14 protein-coding genes and 1 pseudogene are annotated in these 14,933 nt (G+C 43.4%); 7 read left to right on the top strand and 8 right to left on the bottom strand.

All coding sequences use genetic code 11. The features are described 5' to 3' along the window. Positions 1-42: 42 nt before the first annotated feature. Together phnX and ACED28_RS14700 are read left to right on the top strand one after the other, a co-directional pair. Complete coding sequence (phnX, locus tag ACED28_RS14705) at positions 43-861, top strand: phosphonoacetaldehyde hydrolase (protein ID WP_269334709.1); 819 nt, start codon at positions 43-45, stop codon at positions 859-861. A gap of 351 nt (positions 862-1,212) precedes the next feature. Further along, positions 1,213-2,274, top strand: a complete 1,062-nt coding sequence (locus ACED28_RS14700; RefSeq protein ID WP_371710151.1) for an OmpA family protein — start codon at positions 1,213-1,215, stop codon at positions 2,272-2,274. A gap of 143 nt (positions 2,275-2,417) precedes the next feature. Here the strand turns inward: ACED28_RS14700 and ACED28_RS14695 are convergent, their stop codons facing one another. Beyond that, complete coding sequence (locus tag ACED28_RS14695; RefSeq protein ID WP_009845637.1) at positions 2,418-2,816, bottom strand: OsmC family protein; 399 nt, start codon at positions 2,814-2,816, stop codon at positions 2,418-2,420. A gap of 197 nt (positions 2,817-3,013) precedes the next feature. Between ACED28_RS14695 and msrB the strand changes: the two genes are divergently transcribed. After that, positions 3,014-4,156, top strand: a complete 1,143-nt coding sequence (gene msrB / locus ACED28_RS14690; RefSeq protein WP_012600351.1) for a peptide-methionine (R)-S-oxide reductase MsrB — start codon at positions 3,014-3,016, stop codon at positions 4,154-4,156. Between the two features lie 123 nt (positions 4,157-4,279). Here msrB and ACED28_RS14685 read toward each other — a convergent pair whose 3' ends face one another. Further along, positions 4,280-5,647, bottom strand: a complete 1,368-nt coding sequence (locus ACED28_RS14685) for a TrkH family potassium uptake protein (RefSeq protein ID WP_371710150.1) — start codon at positions 5,645-5,647, stop codon at positions 4,280-4,282. A 27-nt stretch (positions 5,648-5,674) separates the two neighbouring features. Continuing rightward, the gene (locus ACED28_RS14680) at positions 5,675-6,331 is read right to left on the bottom strand and encodes a TrkA family potassium uptake protein (protein WP_102249360.1); all 657 of its coding nucleotides are present in this window, start codon (positions 6,329-6,331) and stop codon (positions 5,675-5,677) included. A gap of 184 nt (positions 6,332-6,515) precedes the next feature. Between ACED28_RS14680 and ACED28_RS14675 the strand changes: the two genes are divergently transcribed. The 3 genes from ACED28_RS14675 to ACED28_RS14665 all read left to right on the top strand — a co-directional run bounded on the left by ACED28_RS14675 (position 6,516) and on the right by ACED28_RS14665 (position 10,783). Beyond that, the gene (locus ACED28_RS14675) at positions 6,516-7,628 is read left to right on the top strand and encodes a mechanosensitive ion channel family protein (RefSeq protein ID WP_371710149.1); all 1,113 of its coding nucleotides are present in this window, start codon (positions 6,516-6,518) and stop codon (positions 7,626-7,628) included. A gap of 179 nt (positions 7,629-7,807) precedes the next feature. Then, positions 7,808-9,343, top strand: a complete 1,536-nt coding sequence (locus ACED28_RS14670) for a mannose-1-phosphate guanylyltransferase/mannose-6-phosphate isomerase (protein ID WP_371710170.1) — start codon at positions 7,808-7,810, stop codon at positions 9,341-9,343. Between the two features lie 15 nt (positions 9,344-9,358). Continuing rightward, entirely contained in the window at positions 9,359-10,783 is a 1,425-nt protein-coding gene (locus ACED28_RS14665; protein WP_371710148.1) for a phosphomannomutase CpsG, read from the top strand. Between the two features lie 120 nt (positions 10,784-10,903). Here ACED28_RS14665 and aroG read toward each other — a convergent pair whose 3' ends face one another. From aroG to ACED28_RS14645, 4 genes are all read right to left on the bottom strand, one after another. Beyond that, a complete protein-coding gene (aroG, locus tag ACED28_RS14660) occupies positions 10,904-11,956 on the bottom strand; it encodes a 3-deoxy-7-phosphoheptulonate synthase AroG (protein WP_371710147.1) in 1,053 nt (350 codons plus the stop codon). A 503-nt stretch (positions 11,957-12,459) separates the two neighbouring features. Beyond that, entirely contained in the window at positions 12,460-12,774 is a 315-nt protein-coding gene (locus ACED28_RS14655) for a DNA-binding transcriptional regulator (RefSeq protein WP_012600341.1), read from the bottom strand. Further along, the gene (locus tag ACED28_RS14650) at positions 12,761-13,093 is read right to left on the bottom strand and encodes a type II toxin-antitoxin system RelE/ParE family toxin (RefSeq protein WP_012600340.1); all 333 of its coding nucleotides are present in this window, start codon (positions 13,091-13,093) and stop codon (positions 12,761-12,763) included. The genes ACED28_RS14655 and ACED28_RS14650 overlap by 14 nt, the downstream gene beginning before the upstream one ends. A gap of 231 nt (positions 13,094-13,324) precedes the next feature. Then, positions 13,325-13,870, bottom strand: a complete 546-nt coding sequence (locus ACED28_RS14645; RefSeq protein WP_371710146.1) for a GNAT family N-acetyltransferase — start codon at positions 13,868-13,870, stop codon at positions 13,325-13,327. Between the two features lie 100 nt (positions 13,871-13,970). Here ACED28_RS14645 and ACED28_RS14640 point away from each other — a divergent pair. Beyond that, positions 13,971-14,135 (top strand): annotated as a pseudogene (locus ACED28_RS14640) (IS110 family transposase); the annotation flags it as partial. A 184-nt stretch (positions 14,136-14,319) separates the two neighbouring features. Here the strand turns inward: ACED28_RS14640 and ACED28_RS14635 are convergent. Further along, positions 14,320-14,763: a bleomycin resistance protein gene (locus tag ACED28_RS14635; RefSeq protein WP_371710145.1), complete on the bottom strand. Its 444-nt coding sequence runs from the start codon at positions 14,761-14,763 to the stop codon at positions 14,320-14,322. Positions 14,764-14,933: the final 170 nt, after the last annotated feature.

The following is a 14,933-nucleotide window of genomic DNA, read 5'->3' as shown; positions in this document are numbered from 1 at the left end:
AGAACAACCTGAGTTGGGAGAGAACAGAAATAGGACCTTATTATGAACACGACATCACCTATCCAAGCGGTTATCTTTGACTGGGCAGGCACTATCGTTGATTTTGGATCATTTGCTCCAACCAGCATTTTCGTTGAAGCATTCAGACAAGGTTTCGACTTTGATATCGACTTAGCAGAAGCGCGTGAACCTATGGGTATCGGCAAATGGGACCACATCCAAGCGGTTGGTCGAATTCCAGCTGTCGACGCTCGTTGGAATGCTCAATTCGGACGCTCGATGACCAGTGAAGACATTGATGCGATCTACGCGGCATTCATGCCTCTTCAGAAAGCAAAAGTAGCAGACCACGCAGCACCAATTTTAAACGCGATTGAAGTCGTGAATAACTTAAAAGAAAAGAACGTAAAAATCGGCTCTTGTTCTGGTTACCCACGAGAGGTGATGGACGTACTAATTCCAGCTGCAGCAGATTACGGTTATCTTCCTGACAACGTAGTTGCAACTGACGACTTACCGCAAGGCGGTCGCCCTGCTCCATTCATGGCACTTAAAAACGTCATTGACCTAGGTGTGACGAACGTCGCTGCGTGTGTGAAAGTGGATGACGCTGCACCGGGTATCGATGAAGGTCACAACGCAGGCATGTGGACAGTAGGCCTTGTACTATCAGGCAACGAAGCAGGCTTAACCTACCAAGAATATGTGGATGCCGACGAAGCGACACTTGCAGCTGCGCGAGAAAAAGCAAGCATTAAGCTAAACAAATCAAACCCGCACTACCTGATCGATACCATCGCCGACTTACCTAGAGTGATTGCAGATATCGAAAAGCGTTTGTTAGCCGGTGAGCGTCCGTAACAGCTAAGCCTCCGCTCCACCTTACAACTCAGGCTATGTAGCCAAATAATCCGTTCACACAAAAAGATGAAACCTCATATCGCCTTAAAATGATACGAGGTTTCATCGTTTCCAACATTTAAGACAACAATTGATCAACAAAAAAGCTATAAATAGCGCCTTGAAAACTATGAATACCAACAATCCGATTGACTATCATACGCAATCAGACTAACAATACATTAGTAGTTCCTTAAAAGTTCTACCTGAATCAACGCCTTGATTTACTTACGGTCGCAGTGTCTTAGCCAGTAAGTTATCGCTTTACAGGTCAGTTCAGATAACAATAAAAATTAATCCAAGGATAAGATTATGAAAAAACTTTCTAAAATCATGTGTGCTGTCGTCGCAGCTTCCGGCTTAGCGGCAGCTCCTTCTATTGCTGCAACCACTTATGTTGGTGCAAAAGTGGGCATGGGTTGGCTGGATAGCGCATGCGTAAGCGGTGAAAAGTGTGATGATGATGCAATTGGTGCAGGGATATACTCTGGCTATAACTTCACAGACAGACTAGGTGTTGAGTTAAGTTCTGATTTCTTAGGTGACTACAAAACGAGCTTTTCCAAAAATGGTGTTACGAGTAACTTTAGCGACCCTCTAATCGCTATCTCGCTAACTCCAATGTACCGCCTACCAGTACAACAGGAGTTCGATGTATTCTTCAAAGCTGGCCCAGCTTACATCTCGCACGGCGGTGAAACAGACGTTGTTCTTTCAGCCGGTATCGGTCTAGAGAAGCAGCTTTCCTCAGATTGGGCTGTTCGTGTTGAATACCAATACTTCGATGATTTCGATGACAACTATGTTCAAGACTTAAACTCTAACTTTGTTACCGTTGGCCTTAGCTACAACTTTGGTACAGGTAACACAACGGCTTCAGCAGCAGCCGCTTCTGCAGCCGTTGTAACACAGGCTCCTGCAGAGCCAATTGCCGAACCAGAAGTCGTTGTTGTTGAAGAAGAAGTTGTGGTTACTAAAGCTAAAACTGAAAGCTTCTCTCAAGGTATGTTTGAGACAAACAGCACTGAATTATCTTCAGAAGGCAAAACTGCATTAATGCCATTAGTTGAAGTACTGCAAGCTCACCCTCAATCATCAGTTAATGTTGTTGGTCACACTGATTCAACAGGTGCAGCAGAGTACAACATGATGATCTCTAAGAAGCGTGCTGCTGCTGTAGCCGCATACATTGAAGAGCAAGGCATTGAAGCGGACCGCATTACAGCTTCAGGTGAAGGGGAAGAAAACCCTGTAGCATCAAACGCTACAGCTGAAGGTCGTGCGCAAAACCGTCGTGTTGACGCAACGATCCCAAGCTTCGAATACCAAGAAAAAGCGCAAATGGAAGAAGTTATCGTAGAAACTGCTGAATAATAGCACTCTACCTTAATTAAAATAATAAGGGCGGAGCACTTTCAAGTGCTCCGCCCTTTTCTTTATCAGGCTCTCCCCATATGCCGTCAGCTATAAGTAGAAGCCGTAAAAATCAGTCTACCGCCAAACTGTACAATCAGAGACTAGACTATTTCCCAGCTGTGGGTCATCTCTACACCAGCACCCAGCATTAAGCATACTGAACAGTACTTTTCTAATGAATCCGCACAGACCTTAGCTACAAGCTCGGGATCAAGATTTTCACCCGACACTTCGAAGTGAATGTTAATCACAGTAAAGATTTTTGGCGCCGTTTCACGACGTGTGGTTTCAAGCTTTGCATTACAGCCCGTGATGTTTTGGCCTGCAGATTTCAAGCCATCAACCACATCAACAGAGCTACAACCGCCAGCAGCCATTAGCACCATTTCCATAGGGCTTGGCGCGGTAGCACCGCCACTGCCATCCATAACGACAGAGTGACCTGATTGAGATTGACCTAGGAATTTAAAGCCTTCGACCCATTTAACTTCTGCTTGCATGTTGTTCCTTAGATGTACGGAAACCGCCATCATTATCTATTATATCAATAATGGACACCCTACTACTGGCAGCATTTATGAGCAAGATTTTCTGTTTGAGATATTTTTTTCATGAATAGTGTAATTTTTTCCATCTAAACCCTGTCTCTATTCGTACATTCAAAATCGAATGAGAAAAACGTCAAGATGAGGTATCTATGAATAAATTATCTAAAATATTGGTATCACTCGTGGTTGCACTACCACTGACTTCGCTATTTGTAAGCCAGACTGGCACTGCCAATACAATGGATAAAGCGATGGATTCAGGTAAAAGTGAAATCGCGACACTGGCTGGTGGTTGTTTTTGGTGTACAGAATCCGACCTAGAAAAACTGACCGGCGTCACCGACGTTATCTCTGGTTATTCCGGTGGTGAATTAGAAAATCCAACCTACAAACAAGTTTCCTCGGGTAAGTCTGGACACATCGAAGTGATCAACGTGACTTACAATCCAGATGTCGTTAGCTATGAGCAGGTACTTGACCAATTCTTCAGACACATCGATCCTACCGATGATAAAGGCTCATTCGTAGATAGAGGTCCTCAATATCGACCTGCTATTTTCTATCATAACCAAGAGCAAAAAGACGTTGCTCAGAATTTCATGATGGAAATAGACAAAGCTCAGATCTTTGGTGAGCCACTAAAAACAGAGCTGATTAAGTTTGAAAAATTCTGGCCAGCAGAAGAATACCATCAAGATTATTACAAGAAGAGCAAAGTTCGTTATAACTACTACCGCTACGCTTCTGGTCGTGATCAGTACCTAGATAAAATCTTCGGTGATGATAGAAAAGAAAATCCGAAAACGATCCGCCAAATCATCGATGGCAAAAATGCGACAGCTAATGCTAAAACATACACCAAGCCGTCTGATGCAGAGATCAAAGCATCTCTAACTTCACTGCAATACGATGTCACACAAGACGACGCAACAGAGCGCCCATTTGACAACAAATACTGGGATAACAAGCAAGAAGGTATTTACGTTGATATCGTAACGGGTGAGCCTTTGTTCTCTTCAAAAGACAAATACAAGTCAGGTACAGGTTGGCCGAGCTTTACACAGCCAATCAGCGAGGCTTATGTCGTAACGACCACTGACTACAAGCTGCTTTACCCAAGAACAGAGGTTCGTAGTAAATTTGGTGACTCTCACCTAGGGCATGTATTTAAAGATGGTCCAAAGCCAACAGGTTTACGCTACTGCATGAATTCAGCCGCTATGCGCTTTATCCCAGCAGATAAATTGGCTGAGGAAGGCTACGAAGAATATATGGAAATGTTCGAAGGCTAAGTGCAAAGAAACTAGTGCTACACCTATGCCAACAAAGCCAGCATATCGCTGGCTTTGTTTTTCTAACACACTAACAAGAACTATAAATCCTAACCTGTTAGCATTATTAACCCGTTAACATTATTAGCCCGTCAACACCGTATCTTCTGGGTACTTCAACAAAGAAGGTTCTGGACGAGCTAACATGTACGCCAAAGTCAAAGGACCAATACGTCCGATTACCATCACCACAATCATAATGTATTTGCCCGGCTCAGTGAGATTTGCAGTGAGTCCAGCTGTTAGACCGACGGTTGCAAAAGCAGAAATCACCTCAAACATAACTCGATCAAACGCAGCCTTTTCAGTCAGCATTAACAAAAACATCGCGGTGGTTAACAGTGCTCCACTTACCACAATAATGGCCAATGACTTTGTTACCGCTTGCCAAGTCACGGTGCGCTTAAACATCACGACATGCTTTTTCTGACGCAAGAATGTCCAAGTTGCAACAAACGCAACCGCGAAAGTCGAGACCTTAATACCACCACCAGTGGAAGTCGAACCAGCACCAATCAACATCAGTACTATCATCACCAATAATGCCGGTTGCGTATATTGAGACAAATCGACACTATTGAAACCAGCGGTACGAGCACTCGCAGACTGGAAAAATGCCGCTAGCCATTGCCCTTGTGTCGACAAGCCCTCCATCGTCGCTGAGTTATTTCTCTCCAACAACCAAAACATCACCGTGCCCACCAACAATAACGTCGGTGTCGCCGTTAGCATAATCTTGCTATGTAAGTGCAGATGTTGGAAACCTTTACGCCAGTTACTCGATAAGTCGCCGACGACTGTAAAACCAAGTCCACCAAAAATAAACAAACCTGCTAATGTAAATATCACCAAAGGATCATCAACAAAACTCATCATACTGTCTGAGAACAGCGCGAAACCTGCGTTATTGAATGCAGATATAGCGTGAAAGAGTGCATAAAAGCTTCCCGTTGCCCATCCCATTTCTGGAACCCAACGGAAACAGAGCAACACAAACCCAACAAACTCCGCCACCAATGCAAAGATGATGATCTTCTTCACTAACTTACGAAGGTTAATCTTACGATCTTGTCCAAGTGCTTCTTTTGCCAATGCTTGTTGTTTAAGGCTTAATCGGACACCAAACATATAGAGCAGTACCGCAGACAGGGTCATCTGCCCTAACCCACCCACTTGCATCAAGAACATCAGTAAGATTTTTCCTGCCAAGGTGAAGTGCTGACCAGTATCGACAACACCTAAACCTGTCACACTGATCGCTGACGTGGCAGTAAACAGTGCATCCGTAAAGCTTAGCCCTGTCACCGAGAACACAGGCAGCGTCAGCAAGATTGCTGAGGGGATAAGAACACCTAAGAAGCTCGTAAGGATAATCTTAGGTTCAGAGCCTTTGCGTGGCTTCTTATCACTTTTAAGGGTGTAGAAAGTACCTCTTCGTTTTACCGAATTCATACTGTTACCTTACTTACTGATTGCCAATTACCAATTGCGTAGCTTTCTAGATAAAGTCTCTTTCGGCCCAGCGATGATCACCACATCCCCAATTTCTAAACTCACATCCAGTTCTGGTGCTTTCGTTAAATTCGGGCCTCGCTTAAAGCCAAGTACCTCAACACCATTTTCTTTACACAGATTAAGGTCACCAAGTTTCTTACCCAACAAATTAGAACCAATAACGATTTCCGTCATCGCTAAGCCACTGCCAAGGTCGATAAACTCAAGAACGCGTCTATCCAACATTTTACGCGCGACACGAATACCCATGTCTCGCTCGGGCATAATGATGTGGTCGGCACCAATCTTAGAGAGAATCTTGCCGTGGAACTTATCATTCGCCTTCACCCAGACTGCTTTTGCGCCTGACTCTTTAACGACCAACGTTGTCAGAATACTGGAATTAACGTCAGAGCCTATCGACACCATCACCATGTCGTATTCATCGAGCCTTAACTCTTTAACTGTCTCTTCGCTTGTACAGTTCGCAACAATCGCTTGAGAAACAAAAGCCGCCGCATCTTTCACTCGCTCTTCATCAATATCAACGGCGAGTACCTGTGAGCCTGAACTTTGTAGCTCTTTACAGACTGAGAGACCAAAACGTCCCAAGCCAATAACTGCATATTGTTTGTCACTCATTTATTACTCCACTTACAAAGCTATGTAGCATCGAAAACAAATAATGAAATTGTCTTCATACAAAAAAACGACTATATATCCATATAGAGATACAATTGTCAGCTAATCGCTTGATTTATAAAGGTAGAGAACAAAAGTGATTTCTGCTAATTTCTAACCCACTATTTCTGCGGCAGTACACACAATGAATGAATTCATAACCCAAGTACAAACCTACATTAACCAGAGCCATAGTGATTGGGCAAACAGCGTCCTATTCATCACTATTGCGAGTTTTCTCGCTTGGGTCGCTTGGCGAATTATCCATAATCGCTTAGAAATTCTGGTTCAAAAAACCCCATTCCACTGGGATGACCTACTGCTAGAGGCGCTAAAAACACCTGTCAGTACATTACTCTGGTGTTGGCCTGCAACTGTCTCTGTGGGGTTAATCCTTCAAGACCAGTTTGGTAATGAAATTAATTGGTTAAAAACACTTAAGCACATATTAATTATCTGTACCTTCGTTTGGTTTACCTTGCGAATGATCACCAACACTGAAGCGTACGTCTTAGAACAAAAAACCAGAGACGAAACCACAGTACAAGCTATCGCTAAAGTCGCTCGCTTGTTCTTTATGGTGATGGGCGGCCTGACCATCATGCAGGCATTTGGTCTGAGCCTATCTGGCTTACTCACCTTCGGTGGTGTGGGTGGCTTAATCGTCGGTTTGGCAGCAAAGGATCTACTGTCGAATTTCTTTGGCGGCATGATGATTTACTTCGACCGTCCTTTTAAAGTCGGTGATTGGATACGCTCACCAGACCGCCAAATCGAAGGTACAGTCGAACGCATTGGTTGGCGCATGACCATCATTCGCACTTTTGATAAGCGACCTTTATACGTGCCAAATTCGGTATTCAGTAACATTGTGGTGGAGAACCCATCAAGAATGTTGAACCGCAGAATCAATGAAACCTTCGGTCTTCGTTATCAAGATGCAGACAAGCTAGCTCTAATTGTTGATGAAGTTAGATCCTTGCTCGAAACACACCCTGACATTGATGCAAAACAGACGCTGATCGTTAACTTTGATAAGTTTGGTCCATCAACCCTTAATTTCTTTATCTACACCTTCACCAAAACGGTTAACTGGGTGAGATACCACGAAGTTAAGCAAGATGTCCTGCTGCAGGTGTTGGCGATTATTCATAAGCACAATGCTGATATCGCCTTCCCAACACAAACGCTCAAGATCGATCCTCAAGATTTTGGCGAAGCTCAAGGTATGGTCATTTCCAACTCAGAAGGTCATTAAGAAGCACATCTATATTGCTTATCGTTTATAGCTTGTCGTTAAGTCGATGGGTTATCGATAAGTAAGTCGGTTATTGATATGTAAGTTCGTTATTGATAAGTAAACTGGTTATCGATAAATAAACAGAGTGAAGCGTGGTAACATGGCGCCAGTATTCAAATACACCTAATTACCACTCTATGATTTTACCTGTGATCCTAGCTGGCGGCTCCGGAAGTCGCCTCTGGCCTCTGTCTCGCGAACTTTACCCTAAGCAATTTCTCAATATTGCTGGCGAACAATCAATGCTTCAGCAAACGCTTCAACGCTTGCAAGGTCTTGAGGACTATCTAACGGATAGCAAGTGCGCAGCTCCATTCATTATCTGTAATGAAGAACACCGCTTTATTGCCGCTGAACAAGCTCGATCGGCTAACATCCAACATAGTGGTATTCTGCTAGAGCCTGTCGGTCGAAACACGGCTCCAGCCATCGCATTAGCGGCATTACAAGCCTTAGGTAAATCAACCAATAATGAGCAGGATGCATCAGACCCAATCTTATTAGTACTGGCTGCTGATCATCACATCGCTAACACCTCTGAATTCCAACAAGTGATCAGTCGTGGTGTTGATTACGCGAAGCAAGGCAAACTGGTGACATTCGGCATAACACCCAACGCGCCAGAAACGGGTTATGGCTATATCAAGCAGGGAGAACCTCTTTCCCCTCTTGTTCAAGCTGACTCACGCATTACAGAGCAGTCAACCCATCACGCCTATACCATTGATTGCTTCGTTGAAAAGCCTGATAAAGCAACTGCAGAAGAATACATACGTTCAGAGCAATACTTGTGGAACAGCGGCATGTTCATGTTTAAGGCATCCCGCTACCTTGAAGAACTCTCTAAACACCACCCAGAAATATTAGCGGCTTGTCAGTTAGCTCTTTCAAAGCAAAATACCGACCTCGACTTTATCCGTATCGAGGCAGAAGCATTCAAAAATAGCCCAAGTGACTCTATCGATTATGCCGTGATGGAGAAGACCTCACACGCCGCAGTGATCCCGATGGACGTTGGTTGGAATGATATTGGTTCGTGGTCTGCTATCTGGGATGTAAGCGACAAAGATGAGCACAATAACGTCATTGAAGGTGATGTATTAACCGTCGATTCTCAACACAACTACATTCATGCGGAAAATAAGCTGGTCGCGACTGTAGGTGTCGACAATTTGATCATTGTCGAAACTAAAGATGCAATATTGGTTGCGAACAAAGACAAAGTTCAAAGTGTTAAGTCGATTGTTAGCCAACTGAATCAGGCTGGTCGAACGGAACATGTCCATCATCGCGAGGTCTTTAGGCCTTGGGGTAAATACGACGTGATCGATCTAGGCAAACGAGACAAAGTGAAGCGCATTACAGTCAACGCTGGCCATAGGCTTTCGTTGCAAATGCATCACCATAGAGCAGAACATTGGGTAGTCGTGGCTGGCACTGCGAAAGTAACCAACGATGAAAAAACGTATCTAATCGAAGAAGATCAATCCACTTACATTCCACTAGGCCATATCCACAGCCTTGAGAACCCTGGAGACTCACCTCTCGAAATGATCGAAGTACAAACCGGTAGTCACTTAAGTGAAGACGATATCATTCGATATCAAGACAGCTATGGGCGAGACGTTCGAAACCAACAAGCTTCTTCGTCTCAGAACAACAAATCGAAATAAAGCGGCGACAATCAAGTGAAACCAACATTAGACCTTAGCTGCTTTAAGAACAACGATATTCGCGGCATCATTGGTGACCAAATCAATGGGTACTTTACCTACCTGCTCGGCAAAGCATTTGGAGAATACGCCCTATCCACGACACCTGAAGCCTCATTCGATGGATTGGCTCAAGTGGTGATTGGTCGTGATAACCGAGAAACGTCCCTTTCATTACAAGAAGCCATGACCAAAGGCTTAATCGAGTCTGGAATAACCGTCGTTGATCTTGGAATGACAGGGACTGAAGAAATCTACTTTGCAACTCGCCACCTTGGCGCCATTGGCGGAATCCAAATTACGGCAAGCCATAACCCAATTAATTACAACGGAATGAAATTGGTCGGCTTGGACGCTAGCCCGATAAGTAAAAACAGTGGGTTAGATGAAATCAAACGACGCATTGCAGAGCTTAATCAAGAGCTGAACTGCAATTTACCGTTCGTTCATGCACAACCAAGTAACTCTAGTAGATCGACCAGTATTCTCGCCCCTTATGTAGACCACCTACTCTCTTATATATCTCCTTCTGAGCTTTCACCTATGAAAATTGTGGTGAACGCAGGGAACGGTGTCGCAGGGCGTATTATTGATGATTTAGAAGCTCGCTTTGCCACGCTCGATATTCCGATCACCTTCATCAAGGTTCACCATACTCCTGACGGAACATTCCCTAATGGCATTCCGAACCCATTGATTAAAGAAAACCAAACAGCCACCAGAGACGCCGTTTTACAAAGCTCGGCCGATCTTGGTATTGCTTGGGATGGAGACTTCGATCGCTGCTTTTTCTTTGACGAGACAGGCAATTACATTGAAGGTTATTACATTGTAGGGTTGCTTGCTGAAGCATTCTTATTAAAAGAGCCGAACGCCACTGTATTACACGATATGCGCATGACATGGAACACGATTGAAATCGCTTACAAACGTGGTGGAAAAGCGATTGGGATTAAAGCGGGACACGCACTTATCAAAGAGAAGATGCGTGAAACGAATGCGGTCTACGGTGGTGAGATGAGCGCACACCATTATTTTCGTGATTTTGGATATTGCGACTCAGGAATGATTCCTTGGCTACTGGTTATTGAACTAATGTCGAAAACCCAACAGTCTCTTTACCAACTGACGAGCGCAAGTATGGATAGATTCCCCTCATCCGGAGAGATCAATCGCAGAGTATCCAACCCAGAGGAAGTCATGGCTTGTGTGTTATTGCACTACCGAGATAATGCCGTTGAGATCGATCACACAGACGGGATCAGCATGAATATGGACACATGGCGCTTCAACTTAAGAAAGTCTAATACCGAGCCATTAATACGCCTTAATGTAGAAACCAGACAAGATAGAGCTTTGCTATCACTTAAAGTCGACGAGCTACTGTCTTTTCTTATTTAAGAGTCCAAGGCGCTTTCCGTTTAAAACTAAAATCCACAAAAAAGCCCTTACTAGCGATTGCTAATAAGGGCTTTGAATTTTCAGCAGCTTAATCGCCGACTGTAATATGCAATAATCAGTCTATTTGTTACGACGTGCTTCAACAGCATCTGCTAGTTGGCGAAGTACTGTTTCAGTATCTTCCCAACCGATACATGCGTCAGTAACAGATTGGCCGTATGTCGCCGCTTTACCGTCAACTAAATCTTGGCGACCTTCAACAAGATGAGATTCAATCATCACACCAAAGATGGCTTTGTCACCGCCTGAGATCTGTGCACTTACGTCATCAGAAACGTTCATTTGGCGCTTGAACTGCTTTGAGCTGTTCGCGTGGCTGAAGTCAATCATCACCTTCTGTGGAAGACCTGAAGCTTCTAGCTCTTCTTTAATCTTACCAACGTGCTCTGCACTGTAGTTTGGCTCTTTACCACCGCGTAGGATGATATGACAATCAGGGTTACCTGCGGTTTCAACGATCGCTGAGTGACCGTATTTAGTTACCGACAAGAAGTGGTGCGAAGCACTTGCAGAGCGAATTGCATCTGTTGCGATCTTGATGTTGCCATCCGTACCATTCTTGAAGCCAACTGGGCAAGATAGGCCTGAAGCCAGTTCACGGTGAACTTGAGATTCTGTCGTACGTGCGCCAATTGCGCCCCAGCTGATTAGGTCAGCAACGTATTGCGGCGTAATCATATCTAAGAATTCACTCGCCGTAGGCATTCCCATATCAGTTAGGTCAAGTAGTAACTTACGTCCTAGACGAAGACCGTCATTTAGTTTGAACGTGTCGTTCATGTACGGGTCATTGATTAGGCCTTTCCAGCCAACAGTGGTACGTGGTTTTTCAAAGTAAACACGCATTACGATTTCAAGGTTATCGCCTAGTTCGTCGCGTAGCACTTTCAAACGTTTACCGTACTCAAGCGCAGCTTCTGTATCATGAATAGAACATGGGCCAACAATAACAAGTAAGCGATCATCGCTATCTTCTAAAATATTGTGGATCGCTTTGCGGCTTTCAAAGGTTGTAGAAGAAGCAATTTCTGTCGCTGGAAACTTTTCTAAAACAGCAACAGGTGGTAATAACTCTTTTACTTTGGTAATTCTTACATCATCAGTCTGGAACATTGCTTACTTCTTCCTATTTTCTATCCTTGAGGCTGAATGCACGTTATCTCACGTCACTTTCCATCAGCATTTATCTTCTTGTTCCCTGTAACTTAACTAGTAAAAACTACAGTTTCAATCACTAATTAAAAAAAAACGCAATTTATTTTGTGTTTTATATTTAAAACACCCTGTATAACATTGTTTACACGCTATCGATTGCGCAGTTATCAGACACAAATAAGAACACCTATCTTCAAACTCGGTGATTTCTACTTAGGGGTGGTATGTGGAAAATTACACAGGTGAAACAAGAGGAGATGTGCGACGAAAGAAGCGGAAAATAGCTAACTGGTTGATATGATTGCGATCACAACCTTACCTTGGCCTCGCTCGCCTTGAGAAAAGCCTCAAAGCGATGTCCCCTTCAAATGCAATCGTACAATTTACTTAACAAAGTGGCTTCGGGCTTGTTCAACACTTAGGGTTTAGTGTTAGCTACGCAACACCTTAACCCTTATTTGTTATAGCTCAGCGATGTGCGAAAGAGTTTCCGGATGACGCTGAACCAATTTTAGAAGGGTCACAGCTTGTCCATTTGGTGCGCTACGCCCTTGTTCCCAGTTTTCTAATGTTCGGGATGATGTATGTAGTAAACGCGCAAACACACCACGCGACATATTAAACTGTTCACGGATACTCACGATTTCATTCGGTGAAATATCTAACTCACTGATATTGTTAACTTGATGAGTTTTAAGAGTAAGTTTACTCTCTGAATGCTCTTTAGCCTCAACAAGAGCAGTACTTAACTCTGCAAATAGGTCACGATTGCTCATTACGCCACGCCTCCATAAAAGCCTTTAATTGTTTCTTTTGATCTGCAGTTAAATCGGACATTTCATTCTTGCCATAAATTGTCAGCAAGTAGAAACGACGCTTTTCATCGAGGAAGTAATAGATAACACGAGAGCCGCCTCGCTTGCCCTTACCTTTACTTGCAACTCGAATCTTTCGCAAACCACCTGTACCTTGAATCACGTCCCCCTGTTTTGGGTTAGACATTAATTCAGCTTGAAAAAGCCTAAACTCATCATCGCTGAGATATTCATTACGGTACTTTTCAAATATGGTCGATTCGACAAATACACTTTTCATACACAGAGTATACGCAAGTGACGTACACATAGCAAAACTATACGTGATTAACGTAGTTATGACTTTTCAGAAGGTGAATCTGACCTGAGCTATAACGCCTGCATACTCACAGTCGACAACGAATGGTGCGCCCTTCCAATGCAATCGTACAATTTACTCAATAAAGTGGCTTCGGGCTTGTTCAACACTTAGGATTTAGTGTTGGCTACGCAACACCTTAATCCTTATTCGTTATGCGTAATTTTTGACATACTTTGCCATTACTGTCTCTGAGACTGATAGACCATCAATTCTATATTGATCTTTAAATTCACCAACAACACTAAACCCTGTTTTTAAATAAAGGTTCTTCGCTGGAAAATTTTCGGACAACACACATAGGTCGAGCCAGTCAATTTCTTCATTTTCTTGGCAGAAGATTACTACGGCATCAATCAGTTTTTGACCAAGACCTTGCTTACGACAAGAAAGATCTACACCCATACCCAGCAGAACTCTGTGAGAGCGACTTCCATCCGTATGGTGACGAAGATCAATATGACCTTTGATATTTCCAGAAGAATCTTTTACAACCCAAAGCTTCCTCCAGCCGGACTCTCCGAATGAATGAGAAAAACCATTTATGAACTTTTCTCTTGTTGAGTCTGGGATTTCTTTTTGCTCTCTGGACATCGGCTGAAAAAGTGGGATTTCTCCATTTCCATTTTCGGACAACTGACTTTCAAGATAAGCGAAGAATGATTTTAGATCCGATTTTTCCGCTTCTACTACTTCCATTTATTTCTCCGTACCCGTAAAGACACATAACGAATGACATGGACTCCCCCTACCGAGGATCTGCCACACTTATGTGGTACTTAAATGCATCGGAGGCACCATGTCTGATTATTCTTATTTCTGCGGTATCGACCTAGCTAAAAACCACTTTAGTCTTCATGCCGTAGACCAAAATGGTAAAGTCTTACTTCATAAGTCAGTAACCCGCTCTAAACTGCTGACTACAATAGCAAATATGCCACTCATGCGTATAGGCGTTGAAGCGTATAGCGAAAAACAGCTAACTGGTTGATAAAATTGCGATCGCAACCTTATCTTGACCTCGCTCGCCTTGAGAAAAGCCTCAAAGCGATGTGCCCTTCAAAGGCAATCGTAAAATTTACTTAATAAAGTGGCTTCGGCTTGTTCAACACTCGGGGTTTAGTGTTGGCTACGCAACACCTTAATCCTTATTCGTTATAACACGACTCTAACGGTTTCGCTTTCTCTCCAAGATGCTGGGTAAACCTTAGTAAATAACCATCTAGATCTTGTATCAGAAACTCTCGTTCACCTGATAGCTTTTCACCAATGTCATACCATGTTTCTTTTAAATCACGGAAAAAACGTACGTTAGCTTTCTTCAGTCTTTCAACTAGCGGCTCTAAGTCTGAAAGCTCTATTTGAAAGTTTACTCCACGTCCTAATGGAGTAACTAACTCACCAGTAATCCACCCTGAATCCGTGATTTGTTCGAGCATGATCTGAACCTGTTCTTGTTCAAGGTATACAAAATCAGGATTTTCTCGCTTAATACGTACAGAGAAGCCAAGCACATCGACGTAAAATGATAACGACGCTTCAAAATTGCTTACCGATAATTCGGGAACCATAGGATTCCAGTATTCTTCCATAATCTATCCTTGCTATGTCCTGTAATACCGCTTGTGTTATAACGCCCGCTTAAGCTGCTGCATTACGTCTTGAACACAATAATTGCTGCAAACTAAAAATGCCGCGCCTTGGCTACGGCGTTTTTCAAGGTAGTTGTCATCATTCGCTTGTTTACTAAGCAGCTTCTCTT

This window comes from Vibrio sp. 1F253, from assembly GCF_041439295.1.
Lineage (GTDB): Bacteria > Pseudomonadota > Gammaproteobacteria > Enterobacterales > Vibrionaceae > Vibrio > Vibrio tasmaniensis_A.
This window is presented reverse-complemented; position numbering and strand designations above follow the sequence as displayed.

Excerpts from the sequence above, each read along its gene's own strand:
- phnX (WP_269334709.1), top strand. The coding sequence starts at position 43 with ATGAACACGACATCACCTATCCAAGCGGTTATCTTTGACTGGGCAGGC.
- ACED28_RS14700 (WP_371710151.1), top strand. The coding sequence starts at position 1,213 with ATGAAAAAACTTTCTAAAATCATGTGTGCTGTCGTCGCAGCTTCCGGC.
- ACED28_RS14695 (WP_009845637.1), bottom strand. The coding sequence starts at position 2,816 with ATGCAAGCAGAAGTTAAATGGGTCGAAGGCTTTAAATTCCTAGGTCAA.
- msrB (WP_012600351.1), top strand. The coding sequence starts at position 3,014 with ATGAATAAATTATCTAAAATATTGGTATCACTCGTGGTTGCACTACCA.
- ACED28_RS14685 (WP_371710150.1), bottom strand. The coding sequence starts at position 5,647 with ATGAATTCGGTAAAACGAAGAGGTACTTTCTACACCCTTAAAAGTGAT.
- ACED28_RS14680 (WP_102249360.1), bottom strand. The coding sequence starts at position 6,331 with ATGAGTGACAAACAATATGCAGTTATTGGCTTGGGACGTTTTGGTCTC.
- ACED28_RS14675 (WP_371710149.1), top strand. The coding sequence starts at position 6,516 with ATGAATGAATTCATAACCCAAGTACAAACCTACATTAACCAGAGCCAT.
- ACED28_RS14670 (WP_371710170.1), top strand. The coding sequence starts at position 7,808 with ATGATTTTACCTGTGATCCTAGCTGGCGGCTCCGGAAGTCGCCTCTGG.
- aroG (WP_371710147.1), bottom strand. The coding sequence starts at position 11,956 with ATGTTCCAGACTGATGATGTAAGAATTACCAAAGTAAAAGAGTTATTA.
- ACED28_RS14655 (WP_012600341.1), bottom strand. The coding sequence starts at position 12,774 with ATGAGCAATCGTGACCTATTTGCAGAGTTAAGTACTGCTCTTGTTGAG.
- ACED28_RS14650 (WP_012600340.1), bottom strand. The coding sequence starts at position 13,093 with ATGAAAAGTGTATTTGTCGAATCGACCATATTTGAAAAGTACCGTAAT.
- ACED28_RS14645 (WP_371710146.1), bottom strand. The coding sequence starts at position 13,870 with ATGGAAGTAGTAGAAGCGGAAAAATCGGATCTAAAATCATTCTTCGCT.
- ACED28_RS14635 (WP_371710145.1), bottom strand. The coding sequence starts at position 14,763 with ATGGAAGAATACTGGAATCCTATGGTTCCCGAATTATCGGTAAGCAAT.